General features: G+C 60.6%; 15 protein-coding genes. 10 read left to right on the top strand and 5 right to left on the bottom strand.

What is annotated here, in order from left to right; translation table 11 throughout:
* The first annotated feature begins 161 nt into the window (after nt 1-161).
* Both CKW32_RS13860 and CKW32_RS13855 read left to right on the top strand, forming a co-directional pair.
* A complete protein-coding gene (locus tag CKW32_RS13860) occupies nt 162-1,655 on the top strand; it encodes an aldehyde dehydrogenase (protein ID WP_095185206.1) in 1,494 nt (497 codons plus the stop codon).
* A gap of 150 nt (nt 1,656-1,805) precedes the next feature.
* Nucleotides 1,806-2,948: an MFS transporter gene (locus tag CKW32_RS13855; protein WP_095185205.1), complete on the top strand. Its 1,143-nt coding sequence runs from the start codon at nt 1,806-1,808 to the stop codon at nt 2,946-2,948.
* A 63-nt stretch (nt 2,949-3,011) separates the two neighbouring features.
* Here CKW32_RS13855 and CKW32_RS13850 read toward each other — a convergent pair whose 3' ends face one another.
* Together CKW32_RS13850 and CKW32_RS13845 are read right to left on the bottom strand one after the other, a co-directional pair.
* Nucleotides 3,012-4,577 carry a phospholipase D family protein gene (locus CKW32_RS13850; RefSeq protein WP_095185204.1) on the bottom strand — a complete coding sequence of 522 codons (1,566 nt, stop codon included), beginning with the start codon at nt 4,575-4,577 and terminating at the stop codon, nt 3,012-3,014.
* Between the two features lie 62 nt (nt 4,578-4,639).
* Nucleotides 4,640-6,064, bottom strand: coding sequence for a PLP-dependent aminotransferase family protein (locus CKW32_RS13845; protein ID WP_032884391.1), 1,425 nt, complete (start codon nt 6,062-6,064; stop codon nt 4,640-4,642).
* A 166-nt stretch (nt 6,065-6,230) separates the two neighbouring features.
* On the opposite strand from CKW32_RS13845, the gene CKW32_RS13840 reads away from it, so the two are divergent.
* A complete protein-coding gene (locus tag CKW32_RS13840) occupies nt 6,231-6,455 on the top strand; it encodes a DUF1127 domain-containing protein (RefSeq protein ID WP_095185203.1) in 225 nt (74 codons plus the stop codon).
* Here CKW32_RS13840 and CKW32_RS13835 read toward each other — a convergent pair whose 3' ends face one another.
* Entirely contained in the window at nt 6,456-7,748 is a 1,293-nt protein-coding gene (locus CKW32_RS13835) for an FAD-binding oxidoreductase (protein ID WP_095185202.1), read from the bottom strand.
* A gap of 115 nt (nt 7,749-7,863) precedes the next feature.
* Here CKW32_RS13835 and CKW32_RS13830 point away from each other — a divergent pair, with 115 nt between their 5' ends.
* Nucleotides 7,864-8,217: a YkgJ family cysteine cluster protein gene (locus tag CKW32_RS13830; RefSeq protein ID WP_032884386.1), complete on the top strand. Its 354-nt coding sequence runs from the start codon at nt 7,864-7,866 to the stop codon at nt 8,215-8,217.
* A 28-nt stretch (nt 8,218-8,245) separates the two neighbouring features.
* Here CKW32_RS13830 and CKW32_RS13825 read toward each other — a convergent pair whose 3' ends face one another.
* A complete protein-coding gene (locus tag CKW32_RS13825) occupies nt 8,246-8,734 on the bottom strand; it encodes an Lrp/AsnC ligand binding domain-containing protein (protein ID WP_003176896.1) in 489 nt (162 codons plus the stop codon).
* Between the two features lie 156 nt (nt 8,735-8,890).
* Here CKW32_RS13825 and dadA point away from each other — a divergent pair, with 156 nt between their 5' ends.
* The 6 genes from dadA (at nt 8,891) to CKW32_RS13795 (ending at nt 14,991) form a co-directional block, all read left to right on the top strand.
* Complete coding sequence (dadA, locus tag CKW32_RS13820) at nt 8,891-10,192, top strand: D-amino acid dehydrogenase (protein WP_032884384.1); 1,302 nt, start codon at nt 8,891-8,893, stop codon at nt 10,190-10,192.
* A complete protein-coding gene (locus tag CKW32_RS13815; protein WP_017135862.1) occupies nt 10,164-10,517 on the top strand; it encodes a RidA family protein in 354 nt (117 codons plus the stop codon). The genes dadA and CKW32_RS13815 overlap by 29 nt, the downstream gene beginning before the upstream one ends.
* A gap of 80 nt (nt 10,518-10,597) precedes the next feature.
* Nucleotides 10,598-11,671 carry an alanine racemase gene (gene alr, locus CKW32_RS13810; RefSeq protein ID WP_095185201.1) on the top strand — a complete coding sequence of 358 codons (1,074 nt, stop codon included), beginning with the start codon at nt 10,598-10,600 and terminating at the stop codon, nt 11,669-11,671.
* Between the two features lie 116 nt (nt 11,672-11,787).
* Nucleotides 11,788-12,336, top strand: a complete 549-nt coding sequence (locus CKW32_RS13805; RefSeq protein WP_003176893.1) for a cupin domain-containing protein — start codon at nt 11,788-11,790, stop codon at nt 12,334-12,336.
* Between the two features lie 181 nt (nt 12,337-12,517).
* A complete protein-coding gene (locus tag CKW32_RS13800) occupies nt 12,518-12,931 on the top strand; it encodes a cytochrome c5 family protein (RefSeq protein WP_032884380.1) in 414 nt (137 codons plus the stop codon).
* 137 nt (nt 12,932-13,068) lie between these two features.
* Entirely contained in the window at nt 13,069-14,991 is a 1,923-nt protein-coding gene (locus CKW32_RS13795; RefSeq protein ID WP_032884379.1) for an acetyl-CoA hydrolase/transferase C-terminal domain-containing protein, read from the top strand.
* A gap of 126 nt (nt 14,992-15,117) precedes the next feature.
* Here the strand turns inward: CKW32_RS13795 and CKW32_RS13790 are convergent, their stop codons facing one another.
* A complete protein-coding gene (locus tag CKW32_RS13790; protein WP_003176890.1) occupies nt 15,118-15,687 on the bottom strand; it encodes a xanthine phosphoribosyltransferase in 570 nt (189 codons plus the stop codon).
* Nucleotides 15,688-15,739: the final 52 nt, after the last annotated feature.

The raw sequence follows: 15,739 nt of genomic DNA, 5'->3' as shown, positions 1-15,739 counted from the left end.
GCGTTTACCCGCGTTATGTCAAATATATTGAAACATCCCCAGCCGCTGGTTTAGGGTGGCAGCTGCCTTTGAGCCGAACAGCTGGTTGGCGGGCAAGCATTCTTTGAGGCTGCCGGGGGACATCGCCTGGCCCTTGTATTCAATAAGAGGAGGACACTCGCATGACCACCCTGACCCGTGCCGATTGGGAACAACGCGCCAAGGATCTGAAGATCGAAGGCCGCGCCTACATCAATGGCGAGTACACCAACGCTGCTTCCGGCGACACCTTCGAATGCATCAGCCCGGTCGATGGCCGTCTGTTGGCCACTGTCGCCAGCTGTGACGCCGCCGACGCCCAGAGCGCAGTGGAAAATGCCCGCGCCACCTTCAATTCCGGTGTCTGGTCGCGCCTTGCGCCGGCCAAACGCAAAGCCACCATGATCCGTTTCGCTGCGCTGCTCAAGGCCAATGCCGAAGAGCTGGCACTGCTTGAAACCCTGGACATGGGCAAGCCAATCAGCGATTCCCTGAACATTGACGTACCCGGCGCGGCGAATGCCCTGAGCTGGAGCGGCGAGGCCATCGACAAGATCTATGACGAAGTCGCCGCCACGCCGCACGATCAACTGGGCCTGGTGACCCGCGAGCCGGTCGGCGTGGTTGGCGCCATTGTGCCGTGGAACTTTCCGCTGATGATGGCGTGCTGGAAACTCGGCCCGGCGCTGTCCACCGGTAACTCGGTGATCCTCAAGCCTTCCGAAAAATCTCCCCTGACGGCCATCCGCATCGCGGCCCTGGCTGTTGAGGCCGGTATTCCGAAAGGCGTTTTCAACGTGCTGCCGGGCTACGGCCACACCGTCGGAAATGCCCTGGCGCTGCACATGGACGTCGACACGCTGGTATTCACCGGTTCGACCAAGATCGCCAAGCAACTGTTGATCCGCTCCGGCGAGTCGAACATGAAGCGCGTATGGCTGGAAGCTGGCGGCAAGAGCCCTAATATCGTGTTCGCCGATGCGCCGGACCTGCAAGCTGCCGCCAACTCCGCAGCCAGCGCCATTGCCTTCAACCAGGGCGAAGTCTGCACCGCGGGTTCGCGCTTGCTGGTGGAGCGCTCGATCAAAGATACATTTCTGCCGCTGGTTATCGAGGCCCTCAAGGCCTGGAAACCTGGCAACCCGCTGGACCCGGCGACTACCGTCGGCGCGGTGGTGGATACCCAGCAGATGAACACCGTGCTGTCTTACATCGAAGCGGGTCACACCGATGGCGCCAAACTGGTGGCCGGTGGTAAGCGCATCCTGGAGGAAACCGGCGGTACTTACGTGGAGCCAACGATTTTCGATGGTGTGACCAACGCCATGAAGATCGCCCAGGAAGAGATCTTCGGCCCAGTCCTGTCGGTAATTACGTTCGACAGCGCCGAAGAGGCTATCAAGATCGCCAACGACACGGTGTATGGTCTGGCCGCAGCCGTGTGGACTGCTGATATTTCCAAAGCGCACCTGACCGCCAAGGCCCTGCGCGCCGGCAGCGTGTGGGTCAACCAATACGACGGCGGTGATATGACCGCGCCGTTCGGTGGCTTCAAGCAGTCGGGTAATGGTCGCGACAAGTCGCTGCACGCGTTCGACAAATACACCGAGCTGAAGTCGACCTGGATCAAGCTCTAAGCAACACCGCAGGCCAAATGTGGGAGGGGGCTTGCCCCCGATAGCCGTGTGTCAGGTACTAAAAGTGCCCAATGATTCACCGCGATCGGGGGCAATCCCCCTCCCACACTGCTTTGTGTGTCCTCAAGAATTATCCACAGGAGTGTGGCAATGCGTTGGGCGACCTATTTCGCCGTGTTGGCCTCGGTACTCAGTGTCGGTCTGGCCCTGGGGGTGAGCATGCCGCTGGTGTCCCTGCGCCTGGAAGGTTGGGGTTACGGCAGTTTCGCCATTGGCGTGATGGCCGCCATGCCGGCCTTCGGCGTATTGCTCGGTGCCAAGGTCTCCAGTCGGCTGGCCTCCTGGCTCGGCACTGCCAACCTGATGCGCCTGTGCCTGTGGGCGGGGGCTGTGTCCATCGGTTTGCTGGCGATTCTGCCCAGTTACCCCGTATGGCTGGTGCTGCGGCTGATGATCGGGGTGATTCTGACCATTGTGTTTATCCTCGGCGAAAGCTGGATCAACCAACTGGTGGTGGAGCAGTGGCGCGGCCGCCTGGTGGCGTTATATGGCTGCAGTTATGCCCTGAGCCAGCTCTCGGGCCCATTGCTGCTAGGCCTGATTGGCACCGACCATGACTACGGCTTCTGGGTCGGCGTTGGCCTGTTGCTGGTGGCGCCGCTGTTGCTGCTGGGACGCTCAGGTGCGCCCACCGCTGACTCGTTCAGCGTGACCTTCGCTGACCTGTGGCGCTTTTGTAAGAGCCTGCCGGCGATTGCCTGGGCGGTGGCGCTGTTCGCCGCGTTCGAGGCAATGATCCTGACGCTGCTGCCGGTGTATTGCCTGCAACAGGGTTTCACTGCCGAGATCGCCTTGGCGATGGTCAGCACGGTGGTGGTCGGCGATGCGCTGCTGCAATTGCCCATCGGTGCGCTGGCCGACTACCTGCCTCGACGTACGCTGTTTCTGAGTTGCGCGGTGCTTCTACTGGCGTCCAGCCTGGCGATTCCATTGACGTTGCACACGCTGTTGATCTGGCCGATATGGGTAGTGTTCGGCGCCAGTGCTGGCGGGTTGTTTACCCTCTCGTTGATCCTGATTGGCGAGCGCTATCGTGACGATGCGCTGGTGCGCGCCAATGCCCATATCGCTCAGTTGTGGGGCATCGGGTGTCTGGTCGGCCCGCTGGTGGCCGGTGCGGGCAGCCAGTGGATCAACGGGCATGCGCTGCCGCTGTTAATGGCAGCCGGGGCGTTGGGGTTGGTGGTGCTGTTGCTGCGCCAGGGCGCATTCGGTACCGCACAGCCAGCCTGATTTGAAAGGCGATCGAATGTGGGAGGGGGGCAAGCCCTCTCCCGCATTGGATCTTCATTGTGCTTAGAGCATGCGTTCCAGGCCGACCGAAGTGGCAAACCAGGCATTGAAGCGCCGCCACCAACTGCCAGGTTCGCGTGTCAGGGTGTGCAGTTGACCGTTATCTTCGGTCACCCACACCACGTTGCCGTCCTGCAGTTTCGCCTCATAACTCAAGGCGGGCGCCATGCCTTGCAGCGCCAGTTTGCGCACGTGTTCCGCCAGTTCGGGGCTGTCCACCAGGACACCGACTTCGGTGTTCCACAGCACAGAGCGTGGGTCGAAGTTGAACGAGCCGATAAACGATTTCGTCCGATCAAAGATCATTGCCTTGCTGTGCAGGCTGGAATCCGAACCTCGGAAGGTGCCCCGGCGAAACAAGTGCGGGCCGCTGCCACCCCCGTCGCCCGGTTGGCGGCGTAGTTCATAGAGTTTGACTCCGTGCTCCAGCAGCGCCTTGCGATACGGCGCATAGCCACCGTGCACCGCCGGCACGTCGGTGGCTTCAAGGGAGTTGGTCAGCAGGCTCACGGATACACCCGCGTCGGCGCGCCCCGTTAGGTACACCAGTCCTGGCTGCCCCGGTACGAAGTACGCCGAGATCATTATCAGCTCTTGGTTGACACCCTCCAGCTCCGGCGCCAGTTGGGTGGTCAGCAGCAGGCGTGGGTCTGGGTCGGCCTTGGACAGGACCTTGCTCGGCGCGTCCCACAACGCCTGATTCCAGGCCCAGATCAACTCGCGACGCCAGATGTCCATGCGCGGTTGGGTCTGGTAGGCGCGCAGGCGGTTGTACAGCGCGTGATTCTGCTGGCGCGACTCGGCCAACGACGCCTCCAGGCGCACGCGCGCGACGGCCAGGTCGCCTTTGGAGGGGCTGTTTGATACGAAGTCGTCGATGGGTTTGCTCAGGGCGCTGTTCCAGTACTGATCGAAACTGTGCCCGAGCTGCTCGGCCACCGGCCCGACGCTGAGCATGTCGATATCGGTGAAGTTCAGATTGGGCTCGGCGTCGAAATACTCATCTCCCAGATTTCGCCCCCCGACGATGGCCACGCTGTTGTCCGCCAGCCACAACTTGTTGTGCATGCGCCGGTGTTGCAGCGACAGGTCGAACAGGCGACCCATGGCCCGCGTCACACCCGTGCTGCGCCCCAGGTGCAGGGGGTTAAACAGGCGAATTTCGATCTTGGGGTGGGCGGCGAGGGTGGCGATGATTTGGTCGAGGCCGTCGCTGGTGGTGTCGTCCAGAAGGATGCGCACGCGCACGCCACGGTCGGCGGCTTTGAGCAGTTCATCTACCAGCATGCGCGTACTGATGCCATCGTGGACGATGTAGTACTGCAGATCGAGGCTGGTCTGGGCGTTACGGATCAGCTCGGCGCGGGCCATGAAGGCTTCGCTGCTGTTGGGCAGCAGGCGGAAACCGGAGCGCCCTTGGTAAGGCGCGGCCTGAGCCTGGATCGAGCGGCCGAACGACGACTGTGCAGCCGGCAGTGCGTCGCTGGGGATGCGCTCAGTGCTCACCGTGGCGCAGCCACCCAGGCTCAGTGCTCCCAGCAGGAAAAGCGGTAAAAGCCGTCGAATCATCAAGGGAGGCGCTTCCAGATCAGGGCAGTTGTCGGCATATGACGGCAATTTCCCGCGAAAGGTCAGTCGGTCGACTCGGCCAACATCTTTATCGCGGCGGCACCGACCTTGCGTACCGCTTCTTCAATCTGCGGGGTTGGCTTGGCACCGTAGTTCATGCGCAGGCAGTTGCGGTACTTGCCCGACGCAGAAAAGATACTCCCTACCGCAATCTGCACACCCTGTTCCACCAGCACCCGGTTGAGCTTGAGGGTATCGAAGCCTTCCGGCAGTTCTACCCAGAGCATGAAGCTGCCTTGGGGGCGGCTGGCGCGGGTGCCCGCCGGGAAATAGCGGCTGACCCAATCGAGCATCAAGTCGCGATTACGCTGGTATTGAGTGCGCATCCGCCGCAAATGAGGTTCGAAATGCCCGCCCTTGAGAAATTCGGCAATCGCGATCTGCGGTTGGGTCGCGGTGGAGCCGGTGCTGATGTATTTCATGTGCAGTACCCGCTCAAGGTAGCGCCCCGGTGCTACCCAGCCAATACGCAGGCCCGGCGCGAGGGTTTTCGAGAAGGAGCTGCAGAGCAGCACTCGGCCGTCTTCGTCGAAGGATTTGATAGTGCGCGGGCGCGGGTAGCTGTAGGCCAATTCGCCATAGACGTCGTCTTCGATGATTGCCACGTCAAAGCGTTGGGCCAGGGTCAGCAGTGCGCGTTTGCGTGCCTCCGGCATGATGTAGCCCAAGGGGTTATTGCAGTTGGGGGTCAACTGGATGACCTTGATCGGCCACTGCTCCAAGGCTAGTTCCAGTGCTTCAAGGCTGATGCCGGTGATGGGGTCGGTGGGAATCTCCAAGGCTTTCATGCCCAGCCCCTTGAGGGTCTGCATGGCGCCGTGAAAGCTCGGCGAGTCCACCGCGACGATATCGCCAGGATCACAGATAGCGTGGATGCTGGCGGACAGCGCCTCATGGCAGCCAGTGGTGATTACGATGTCTTCGGCGGTCAGTTGGCAGCCGGAATCCAATGACAGCCGTGCGATTTGCTCACGTAATTCCATACAGCCGAGGATGTTGTCGTAGTACAGCCCGGGCAGATCCTGACGCCGGCTTACGCGCGCGAGGCTGCGCAACAAGGGCTTCAGGGTGGGCGACAATACATCCGGCATGCCGCGGCCCATCTGTATGACGTCTTTGCGTGGCACGGCGCGAATCAGTTCCAGCACTTGGTCCCACTGGGAGATTTCCACCGGCCGCTGTGCTGGCCGGCCCACCTCCGGCAATGCCGGCAGCTCGCGGCCGACGGGTACAAAGTAGCCGGACTTGGGCTTGGGCATCGCCAGACCGTTGTCTTCCAGCACGCGATAAGCCTGTTGCACGGTGCTCAGGCTGACCCCGTGTTCCACGCTTAAGGCCCGTACAGATGGCAATCGATCACCGGGGCGATAGAAGCCCTGTTCGATACGAGTGCCCAGCAATTCGGCGAGGTTGACATAGAGGGTCATGACGGTCGCTCCCAATGGACCAGTACAGATAGGGGGAAAATACAGGATTCAGCCGCTCAGAGTCAGTGTCTGTATGGATTTAATAAAGGTGGGTTGAATCTGTAATGGTTTTTGCCGATCGCCCATTCTTGTCACTCAAGGCAACACGCCACTGAGGGGCAACAAAATGAACGGCATGAGCGATGTGAGGCTGGCGTTACACGGTCAGGAACTGGAAGCAGGGCAGCAGCGGGCACTGTCTGTGCTGACGAGTAACCGCTGGAGCCTGTTCTGGCATCGTCGCCATACCCGCAAGGCCCTGCTGACGCTGACCTGCGAGCAATTGCAGGATATCGGGCTGACTGTCGAACAGGCACGCCAGGAAGGCTTGAAGCCTTTCTGGCGCGGTTGATCACACCAGCTCTTTGAGGCGGTGCCAGAGCATCCCCAGCGCCAGAAGCGGCGAGCGCAGGTGCTTGCCGCCGGGGAAGGTGATGTGCGGCACCTTTGCGAACAGATCGAAACGCCCTTGCTGTTGGCCGCTGATGGCTTCGGCCAGCAGCTTGCCTGCCAGGTGCGTGGCGTTTAGGCCATGGCCCGCGTAAGCCTGGGCGTAATACACGTTGGGTTGATCCGCCAACCGGCCGATCTGCGGCAAGCGATTGGCGCCGATGCCGATCATGCCGCCCCACTGATAGTCGATTTTTGCGTCGGCCAACTGTGGGAACACCTGTAGCATTTTCGGCCGCATGTAGGCGCTGATGTCCTGGGGATCACGACCGGAGTAGTGGCACGCCCCCCCGAACAGCAGGCGACGGTCGGCGGACAGGCGGAAGTAGTCCACCGTCACTCGTTGGTCGCACACCGCCATGTTTTGCGGTAACAGGCTGGCGGCCTGAGCTTCGCTCAAAGGTTCGGTGGCGATGATGTAGCTTCCGGCGGGCAGCACTTTGCCGCTCAGGTGCGGGTTGAGGCCGTTGAGGTAGGCGTTGCAGGCCAGCACCAGAGTCTTGGCACGCACATGGCCATTGGCGGTATACACCTTGACCTCGGGGCCGTAGTCGATGCGCGTCACTTCGGACTGCTCAAACAACTGTACGCCCAACCCCTGTGCGGCGGCCGCTTCGCCGAGCGCCAGGTTCAGCGGGTGCAGGTGGCCTGAACCCATGTCGATCATGCCGCCCACATAGCGGTCGGAACCGATCACACTGCCCATCTCGGCGGCTTGCAGCAGGCGCACCTCATGGCGATAGCCCAGGCTGCGCAGTTCTTCGGCGTCTTCGGCCAGGCCGTGCAGGTCACGAGGCCTGTTGGCAAGGTCGCAGTAGCCCCACGTCAGGTCGCAGGGGATCTGGTAGCGCTCGACACGCTCGCGCACGATCTCCACAGCCTCCAAGCCCATCAACTTCATCTCGCGCACGCCATCGGCGCCGATCACGTTGGTGAACTGGTCCAGGCCGTGGCCGACGCCGCGAATCAGTTGCCCGCCATTACGCCCGCTGGCGCCCCAGGCGATCTTGCGCGCTTCCAGCAACACCACGCGCAAGCCGCGCTCGGCCAGTTCCAGGGCGGTGTTAAGCCCGGAAAACCCCCCACCGATAACACACACGTCGGCAGTCACTTCGCCTGTCAACGCCGGGTAATCGGGTTGCGGCACGCTGCTGGCGGCGTAGTAGGAAGCGGTGTGCCGGGCGCTGGCGATCATGGGCGGAATCCCTGTTTGGAAAATTTGACGCAGGATACAACGGTCGGGCGAAGCTGTCTGCGCAGGGCGTTTTGCGTCAGAATCCACGCCTATTCGCCGTTTGGTACGTGTTTCGATGAGTTGCAACAGTCAGAAAGTCAGCGCATTGCGCCGTCAGATTCCTTCGTTCGAGTGCGTCCCCGGTTGTCACGACTGCTGTGGGCCGGTGACCACATCGCCCGAGGAAATGTCGCGCCTGCCGCGTAAGACCGCCGCCGAGCAGGACGCGGCCATGGACGAACTGAACTGCGTCCACCTAGGGCCCAATGGCTGCACGGTGTATGACGAAAGGCCGCTAATCTGCCGGTTGTTCGGTACCACCTCGACCTTGCCGTGCCCCAATGGGCGGCGGCCGGTGGAGCTGATTCATCCTCGGGTGGAGAAGCAAATCCATGAGTACATGGCGAGCACCCGGCAAGTACTCGTCTAGCGGGTGAGCTCGATCAAAATTTCGTCGGTTAGTCAGGAATCGGCAGGTTCAGGCTCTCTTTCACCTCTTCCATCACGATATAGCTCTTGGACTCCCGCACATGGGGCAGCTTGAGCAGAATGTCCCCCAGCAATTTGCGGTACGACGCCATCTCGGAAATCCGCGCTTTCACCAGGTAATCGAAGTCGCCGGACACCAGGTGGCATTCCAGCACATGGGGCAGTTTCAGTACGGCGCGGCGGAACTCTTCAAAGGTGTCGCCGGATTTGTAATCGAGGCTGATCTCGACAAATACCAGCAAACTGCCCTTCAAATGCTGGGGATTGAGCCGCGCGTTATAGCCCATGATGATCCCTTCACGCTCCAGCCGACGGACCCGTTCGGTGCATGGCGTGGTCGACAACCCGACCTTTTCCCCCAGCTCTGTGAACGAGATACGCCCGTCGGTCTGCAGGATGCGCAGAATGTTGCGGTCGATCTTGTCCAGTTCCCGTTTGGTCTGGGTGTTGGTACGCATAGGGGATACGCCTCTGTGAAAAGGGTTTTTGCCGAGAATTGTCGCCAAATATAGGCATTTATATAGTGAAATGCACTGGTGATTGCTTTTTATACTGCGCCCATCATTGCTCGAATAACACACGTCAGCGGCTAAGCCCGCGATGAGGATATAAAAATGCGCGTTCTGGTCTTGGGTAGCGGCGTCATTGGTGTGACCAGTGCCTACTATTTGGCTCGGGCTGGCTTTGAAGTCGTTGTGGTCGACCGTCAGCCCGCTGCTGCCATGGAAACCAGTTTCGCCAACGCCGGCCAAGTGTCCCCAGGCTACGCTTCGCCATGGGCCGCGCCAGGTGTGCCGCTCAAGGCCATCAAATGGCTGCTGCAACGCCACGCACCGCTGGCGATCAAGGCCACGGCCGATATCGATCAATACCTGTGGATGGCGCAGATGCTGCGCAACTGCACCGCCAGCCGTTATGCGGTGAACAAGGAGCGGATGGTGCGCTTGTCCGAGTACAGCCGTGACTGCCTCGACGAGTTGCGCGCCGAGACCGGCATTGCCTACGAAGGTCGCAGCCTGGGGACTACTCAACTGTTCCGCACTCAGGCCCAGTTGGATGGCGCCGCCAAAGACATCGCTGTATTGAAAGAATCCGGCGTGCCCTTCGAACTGCTCGACCGCGCCGGCATTGCCCGCGTTGAGCCGGCCCTGGCCAATGTCACCGATATCCTTGCAGGTGCCTTGCGCCTGCCGAACGACCAGACTGGCGACTGCCAGATGTTCACCACCCGCCTGGCCGAGATGTGCAAGCAGTTGGGCGTGGAGTTTCGCTTTGAACAGGACATCCAGCGCCTCGACCGCGCCGGTGACCGCATCAACGGCGTGTGGATCGACGGCAAGCTGGAAACCGCCGACCGCTATGTGCTCGCGCTCGGCAGCTACTCGCCGAAGCTGCTCAAACCGCTGGGAATCAAGGCGCCGGTTTACCCGCTCAAGGGCTACTCGCTGACAGTGCCGATCACTAACCCTGCGATGGCGCCGACTTCGACCATTCTTGACGAGACCTACAAGGTCGCGATCACCCGTTTCGACAACCGCATTCGCGTCGGAGGCATGGCTGAAATAGCCGGTTTTGACCTGTCGCTTAACCCGCGTCGGCGTGAAACCCTGGAGATGATCGTCAACGACCTTTATCCTCAGGGCGGCGATCTGGCAACCGCCGAGTTCTGGACCGGCCTGCGCCCGACTACACCCGACGGCACACCAATTGTCGGTGCCACCCCGTTCAAGAATCTGTTCCTGAACACCGGCCACGGCACCCTCGGTTGGACCATGGCCTGCGGTTCCGGTCGTTTGCTGGCTGATCTGATGGCTAAGAAAACCCCGCAGATCAGCGCCGCAGGCCTCGATATTTCCCGTTACGGCAACCACCAGGAGTCCGCACAACATGTCAATCCAGCGCCAGCTCACCAATGAGCGCATGAGCCAGATCGTAGTCCACAGCGGTACCGTGTATCTGGCCGGGCAAGTCGGCGACGACATGAACGCCGGGATTGAACAGCAGACCCGTGAAACCCTCGCCAATATCGAGCGTTTGCTGGACCTGGCCGGCACCGACAAGACCAAGCTGCTGTCGGTGACGATCTACCTGAAAGACATCGACGCCGATTTCGCCGGCATGAACGCGGTGTGGGACAAGTGGCTGCCAAAAGGCGTCGCTCCGGCCCGCGCCACTGTCGAGGCCAAATTGTGCGAACCAGAAATCCTGGTAGAGCTGTCCGTCGTGGCCGCGCTGCCTTAAACAACGATCCCTCTCCCGGTGCCGAAGCTGTTGGTCGGTGCCGGTTTTTTCTTCACTTAGCCGCCTAGAAGCCTGCCGCCATGCGTCCTGCCCGTGCCCTGATCGACCTCCAAGCCCTGCGCCACAACTACCAACTGGCCCGTGAAATTACGGGGACCAAGGCCCTTGCCGTGGTCAAGGCCGACGCCTACGGCCATGGTGCCGTGCGTGTGGCCCAGGCGCTGGAAGCCGAGGCAGATGGGTTTGCCGTGGCATGCATCGAGGAAGCACTGGAGCTGCGCGCCGCCGGTATTCGGGCGCCGGTGCTGCTGCTGGAAGGTTTCTTCGAAGCCGAAGAGTTGCCGCTGATCATCGAGCATGATTTGTGGTGCGTAGTGCATTCTTTGTGGCAACTGGAGGCGATCGAACAGGCCAAACTGAGCAAACCCCTGACCATCTGGCTCAAGCTGGATTCGGGCATGCACCGCGTCGGCCTGCATCCAAAGGATTATCACGAGGCCTACCAGCGCCTGCTGGCCAGCGGCAAAGTCGCGAAAATCGTATTGATGAGCCACTTTGCTCGCGCCGATGAACTCGATTGCGTCAGCAGCAACGAGCAAGTCGCGGTGTTTGAGGCGGCGCGCCAAGGCCTGGCGGCCGAGGTCAGCCTGCGCAATTCGCCGTCGGTGCTGGGCTGGCCGAGCATGACCAGCGACTGGGTGCGCCCCGGCATCATGCTTTATGGCGCGACGCCGTTTGGCGAAGACCATTCCATTGCCGCACGTCTGCAGCCGGTGATGACCCTGGAATCGAAAGTGATCTGCGTACGCGAACTGCCGGCCGGCGAGCCAGTGGGCTACGGCGCCCGGTTTATCACGCCTAAACCGATGCGTATCGGCGTGGTTGCCATGGGTTATGCCGACGGCTACCCGCGCCACGCGCCTACTGGCACGCCTGTGTTGGTAGCGGGGCAGCGCAGCCAATTGCTGGGGCGCGTGTCCATGGACATGCTGTGCATCGATCTGACCGACGTCCCTGAGGCAGGTCTTGGCTCTACGGTGGAGCTGTGGGGCAAGAACATCCTCGCCAGTGACGTTGCGGTTGCCGCTGAGACCATTCCCTACCAGATCTTCTGCAACCTGCGACGGGTACCAAGGCTCTATTCCGGCGCTTGACGGTCAGGCACGAACACAGCTTCCTGGGATTTAGGCCCAAGTGTTGTAAATACTGAACGCTGTCGCCATGATAACGCTCAATTACAACAAAGCCTGAATCCTAGGAGGCTCCCGCATTGGACGTCGGCGAACGACTGCAATCCATCCGCAAGCTGAAGGGTCTTTCCCAGCGTGAACTCGCCAAGCGCGCGGGCGTCACCAACAGCACCATTTCGATGATCGAAAAAAATAGTGTCAGCCCCTCGATCAGCTCCTTGCGCAAGGTGCTGGGCGGCATCCCCATGTCCATGGTCGAGTTCTTTTCCGAAGAGATCCTCCAGGAAATACCGACACAGATCGTCTATAAAGCCAATGAGCTGATCGACATCTCTGACGGCGCCGTCACCATGAAACTGGTGGGTCGAGCGCACCCGAGCCGGGCCATCGCGTTTCTCAACGAGATCTACCCACCGGGCGCCGACACTGGCGAAGAAATGCTCACCCACGAAGGCGAAGAAACCGGGATTCTGGTGGAAGGTCGCCTTGAATTGGTGGTCGGTCTTGAAACTTTTGTGCTCGAAGCTGGCGATAGCTACTACTTTGAAAGTACCAAGCCCCATCGTTTTCGCAATCCGTTCGACGTACCGGCGCGACTAATCAGCGCAGCCACACCCGCGAACTTTTAAGAATAGAGGCGTCCTGCCAGCGTTGCAGAGACACCCGAGCTGTATTCCGCGAGGCTGAATCTCCCTTTATTTAATAGGGTTGTTTCGGCCCGGCGGGCTAACCGTTATACTTTCGCCGCCTGCGAAACCGTGGCCGCAGGCGTGAATAGCCACCATTGAGGGTGAACGCGTGAACCTAATTATGAAAATGCTGGCTGCACCAGCAACCGTACTGGCCCTATGGGCTGTGAGCGCACAAGCTGCGACCAATGATGACATTGCCAAGCGTCTGGAGCCGGTGGGCCAGGTCTGCGTCCAGGGCGAGGAATGCAAAGGCATGGAAGTCGCCGTGGCAGCGGGCGGCGGCGGCGGCGCGAAAACCCCGGATGACATCATCGCCAAACACTGCAACGCGTGCCACGGTACCGGCCTGCTGAACGCGCCGAAAATCGGCGACACCGCCGCCTGGAAAGAACGCGCCGACCACCAGGGCGGCCTCGACGGCATCCTGGCCAAGGCGATCACCGGCATCAACGCCATGCCACCTAAAGGCACCTGTGCTGATTGCTCGGATGAAGAGCTTAAAGGCGCGATCAAGAAGATGTCCGGCCTGTAACCTGCCGATCTTCGCCAAAAAAGCCGCTTACGAGCGGCTTTTTTGTGCCTGTGATTTACCCGTCGAGGCTGTTCTTTGCAGCAAAGACCCGGCAAGCTCGGTCCAACCCCTAATCATGGAATGTTCAGGAGGGTCGGATGGTGCAGTTGTGTTCAATCGAGCAAGCAGTTGACGACGTATTGGCGCGTTTGCCAGCGCATATTCACATGGGCATGCCGCTGGGCCTGGGCAAGCCCAATCTGTTCGTTAATGCGCTGTACCGGCGTATCGCCAAGCTGCCGGAGCGGGCGCTGACGATCTATACCGCGTTGAGCCTGGGCCGTCCGACAATGGGTGATGGCTTGCAGAAGCGCTTTCTTGAACCCTTTATCGAGCGGGTGTTTGGGGATTACCCGGAGTTGGAGTTTCTCGCCGCGCTGCATTCAGACAGCTTGCCGAAGAATATCCACGTGCAGCAGTTCTTCATGCAGCCCGGTAGTCTGCTGCACAGCACGTCGGCCCAGCAGGATTACGTCAGCAGCAACTACAGCCACGCAGCCCGCGATATCAACGCCGCTGGCCTGAACCTGGTGGCACAACTGGTCGCGAGCAGCGCGGAACACCCGGACCGCCTGAGCCTGAGCTGCAACCCCGACATCACCCTCGACCTGCTGCCCATGATCGCCAAGCGCCGTGAAGCGGGCGAAACCGTTTTGATCGTTGGGCAGGTTCACACCGATTTGCCCTACATGCCCGGCGATTCCGAGTTGGGCATGGACGCGTTCGACTACCTGATCGATGCTAAGGACAGCACCACACTGTTCTCCACGCCGAACATGCCGGTGGGGTTTCAGGACCATTTCATCGGCCTGCATGCCAGCACTTTGGTGCGCGATGGCGGCACCTTGCAGATCGGTATTGGCTCCATGGGCGATGCGTTGACCGCCGCCTTGCTGGCGCGCCAAGCCGATAACGAAGCTTACCGCCTGCTGCTGACGGATCTGGATGTGTATCAGTGGGCACCGCTGATCAGCCATGAAGGGGGTGTCGATCCCTTTGCCCGTGGCCTTTACGGTTGCAGCGAAATGTTCGTCAACGGCCTGCTGGTGCTGGCGGATGCGGGGATTATCCGGCGCAAGGTCTACCCGGATGTGGCCACTCAGGAACAAGCCAACGCCGGTTTGCTGGACGATGCGGCGCAGCCCGATGGGGTATCGATCCACGGTGGCTTCTTCCTCGGGCCACGCAGTTTTTACCAGCGTTTGCAGGAAATGACCCACGCCAAACGCCTTGAATTCAACATGACCCGCATCAGCTATATCAACGAGCTGTACGGCCAGGAAGAACTCAAGCGTTTGCAGCGCCAGGATGCACGGTTTATCAACAGCGCGATCACGGTGACGTTGCTGGGCGCAGGCGTGGCCGACCAGTTGGAGGACGGCCGCGTGCTCAGCGGTGTGGGCGGACAATACAACTTTGTGGCTCAGGGGCATGCGCTGGAAGGCGCGCGCTCCATCCTGATCCTGCGCAGCTGGCGTGAGTCGGCGGGGGAGGTCAGTTCCAATATCGTCTGGGAGTACGGACACTGCACCATTCCCCGGCACCTGCGGGACATCGTCATCACCGAGTACGGCATTGCCGACCTGCGCGGGCAGACGGATGCCAAGGTCATTGAGGCGTTGCTCAACATCACCGACTCGCGCTTCCAGGCCGACTTGATTGAGCAGGCGCAAAAGGCTGGCAAGTTGCCCAAGGATTTCCAGATGGATCCGCGCTTCACCGACAACACGCCGGAGCGGCTCCAGGGTATCCAGGCGCGGCATCGGCGTTTGTTCCCGGAGTATCCGCTGGGCAGCGATTTCACGGACGAAGAGCGGGATCTGTTGCGCGCATTGAACTGGCTCAAGAGCAAATTCAAGCTGACGGAAATTCTGGAGTTGGGCAAGGCGGCGCTGGATGCACCGGAGCCGGAGGCGTTTCCCGAGCACCTGAAACGGATGTGCCTGGATAAGCCGGAGGGGTTGAAGGAGGATCTGTATCAGCGCTTGTTACTCGCCGGCCTGCAGGCCACCGCGCACTAACAGACAAAAGAGGGCAAATGTGGGAGGGGACTTGCCCCCGATTGCGGTGTATCAGTCACCGAAAATATTGGCTGACCCACTGCTATCGGGAGCAAGCTCCCTCCCACATGTTGAGCGGTGTTGGCTTCAGATGAAGGTAACCACGCCACCGGCCAGCGATTTCACCCGCGCCAGCGACTCAACCCGATAACCCTGCGCATCCAGCTCTGCACGGCCACCCTGGAACGACTTCTCAATCACAATCCCCAAACCGGCAACGGTCGCACCGGCCTGCTTGATGATCGAAATCAGCGCCTGGGACGCCTTGCCGTTGGCCAGGAAGTCATCGATCACCAGTACACGGTCGCTGCTGGTCAGGTGACGCGGCGAGATGGCCACGGTGCTCTCGGTTTTCTTGGTGAAGGAATACACCGTTGCCGACAGCAGGTTTTCGGTCAGGGTCAGGGACTGCTGCTTGCGGGCGAAGATCACCGGCACGCCCAGGTTCAGGCCGGTCATGATCGCCGGCGCAATGCCCGAGGCCTCGATAGTGACGATCTTGGTGATGCCCGAGTCCTTGAACAGTGCGGCGAATTCATCACCAATCAGCTTCATCAGCGCCGGGTCGATCTGATGGTTCAAAAAGGCGTCGACTTTGAGTACCTGATCGGAAAGCACGATGCCTTCTTCGCGAATTTTCTTGTGCAGTGCTTCCACGGAAAGCTTCCTCTAATGGCGCGGTCTGCGCCGAAAGTAGATTAAAAAGTAG

It is taken from the genome of Pseudomonas sp. Irchel 3H9 (genome assembly GCF_900187495.1).
Classification (GTDB): Bacteria; Pseudomonadota; Gammaproteobacteria; order Pseudomonadales; family Pseudomonadaceae; genus Aquipseudomonas; species Aquipseudomonas sivasensis.
Note: the sequence above shows the minus strand (reverse complement) of the source record. Positions and strands in the feature narration are given on the sequence as shown.

Bases quoted from the DNA above. Each gene is read 5' to 3' on its own strand.
- CKW32_RS13860 (WP_095185206.1), top strand. From the start codon at position 162: ATGACCACCCTGACCCGTGCCGATTGGGAACAACGCGCCAAGGATCTG.
- CKW32_RS13855 (WP_095185205.1), top strand. From the start codon at position 1,806: ATGCGTTGGGCGACCTATTTCGCCGTGTTGGCCTCGGTACTCAGTGTC.
- CKW32_RS13850 (WP_095185204.1), bottom strand. From the start codon at position 4,577: ATGATTCGACGGCTTTTACCGCTTTTCCTGCTGGGAGCACTGAGCCTG.
- CKW32_RS13845 (WP_032884391.1), bottom strand. From the start codon at position 6,064: ATGACCCTCTATGTCAACCTCGCCGAATTGCTGGGCACTCGTATCGAA.
- CKW32_RS13840 (WP_095185203.1), top strand. From the start codon at position 6,231: ATGAACGGCATGAGCGATGTGAGGCTGGCGTTACACGGTCAGGAACTG.
- CKW32_RS13835 (WP_095185202.1), bottom strand. From the start codon at position 7,748: ATGATCGCCAGCGCCCGGCACACCGCTTCCTACTACGCCGCCAGCAGC.
- CKW32_RS13830 (WP_032884386.1), top strand. From the start codon at position 7,864: ATGAGTTGCAACAGTCAGAAAGTCAGCGCATTGCGCCGTCAGATTCCT.
- CKW32_RS13825 (WP_003176896.1), bottom strand. From the start codon at position 8,734: ATGCGTACCAACACCCAGACCAAACGGGAACTGGACAAGATCGACCGC.
- dadA (WP_032884384.1), top strand. From the start codon at position 8,891: ATGCGCGTTCTGGTCTTGGGTAGCGGCGTCATTGGTGTGACCAGTGCC.
- CKW32_RS13815 (WP_017135862.1), top strand. From the start codon at position 10,164: ATGTCAATCCAGCGCCAGCTCACCAATGAGCGCATGAGCCAGATCGTA.
- alr (WP_095185201.1), top strand. From the start codon at position 10,598: ATGCGTCCTGCCCGTGCCCTGATCGACCTCCAAGCCCTGCGCCACAAC.
- CKW32_RS13800 (WP_032884380.1), top strand. From the start codon at position 12,518: ATGAAAATGCTGGCTGCACCAGCAACCGTACTGGCCCTATGGGCTGTG.
- CKW32_RS13795 (WP_032884379.1), top strand. From the start codon at position 13,069: ATGGTGCAGTTGTGTTCAATCGAGCAAGCAGTTGACGACGTATTGGCG.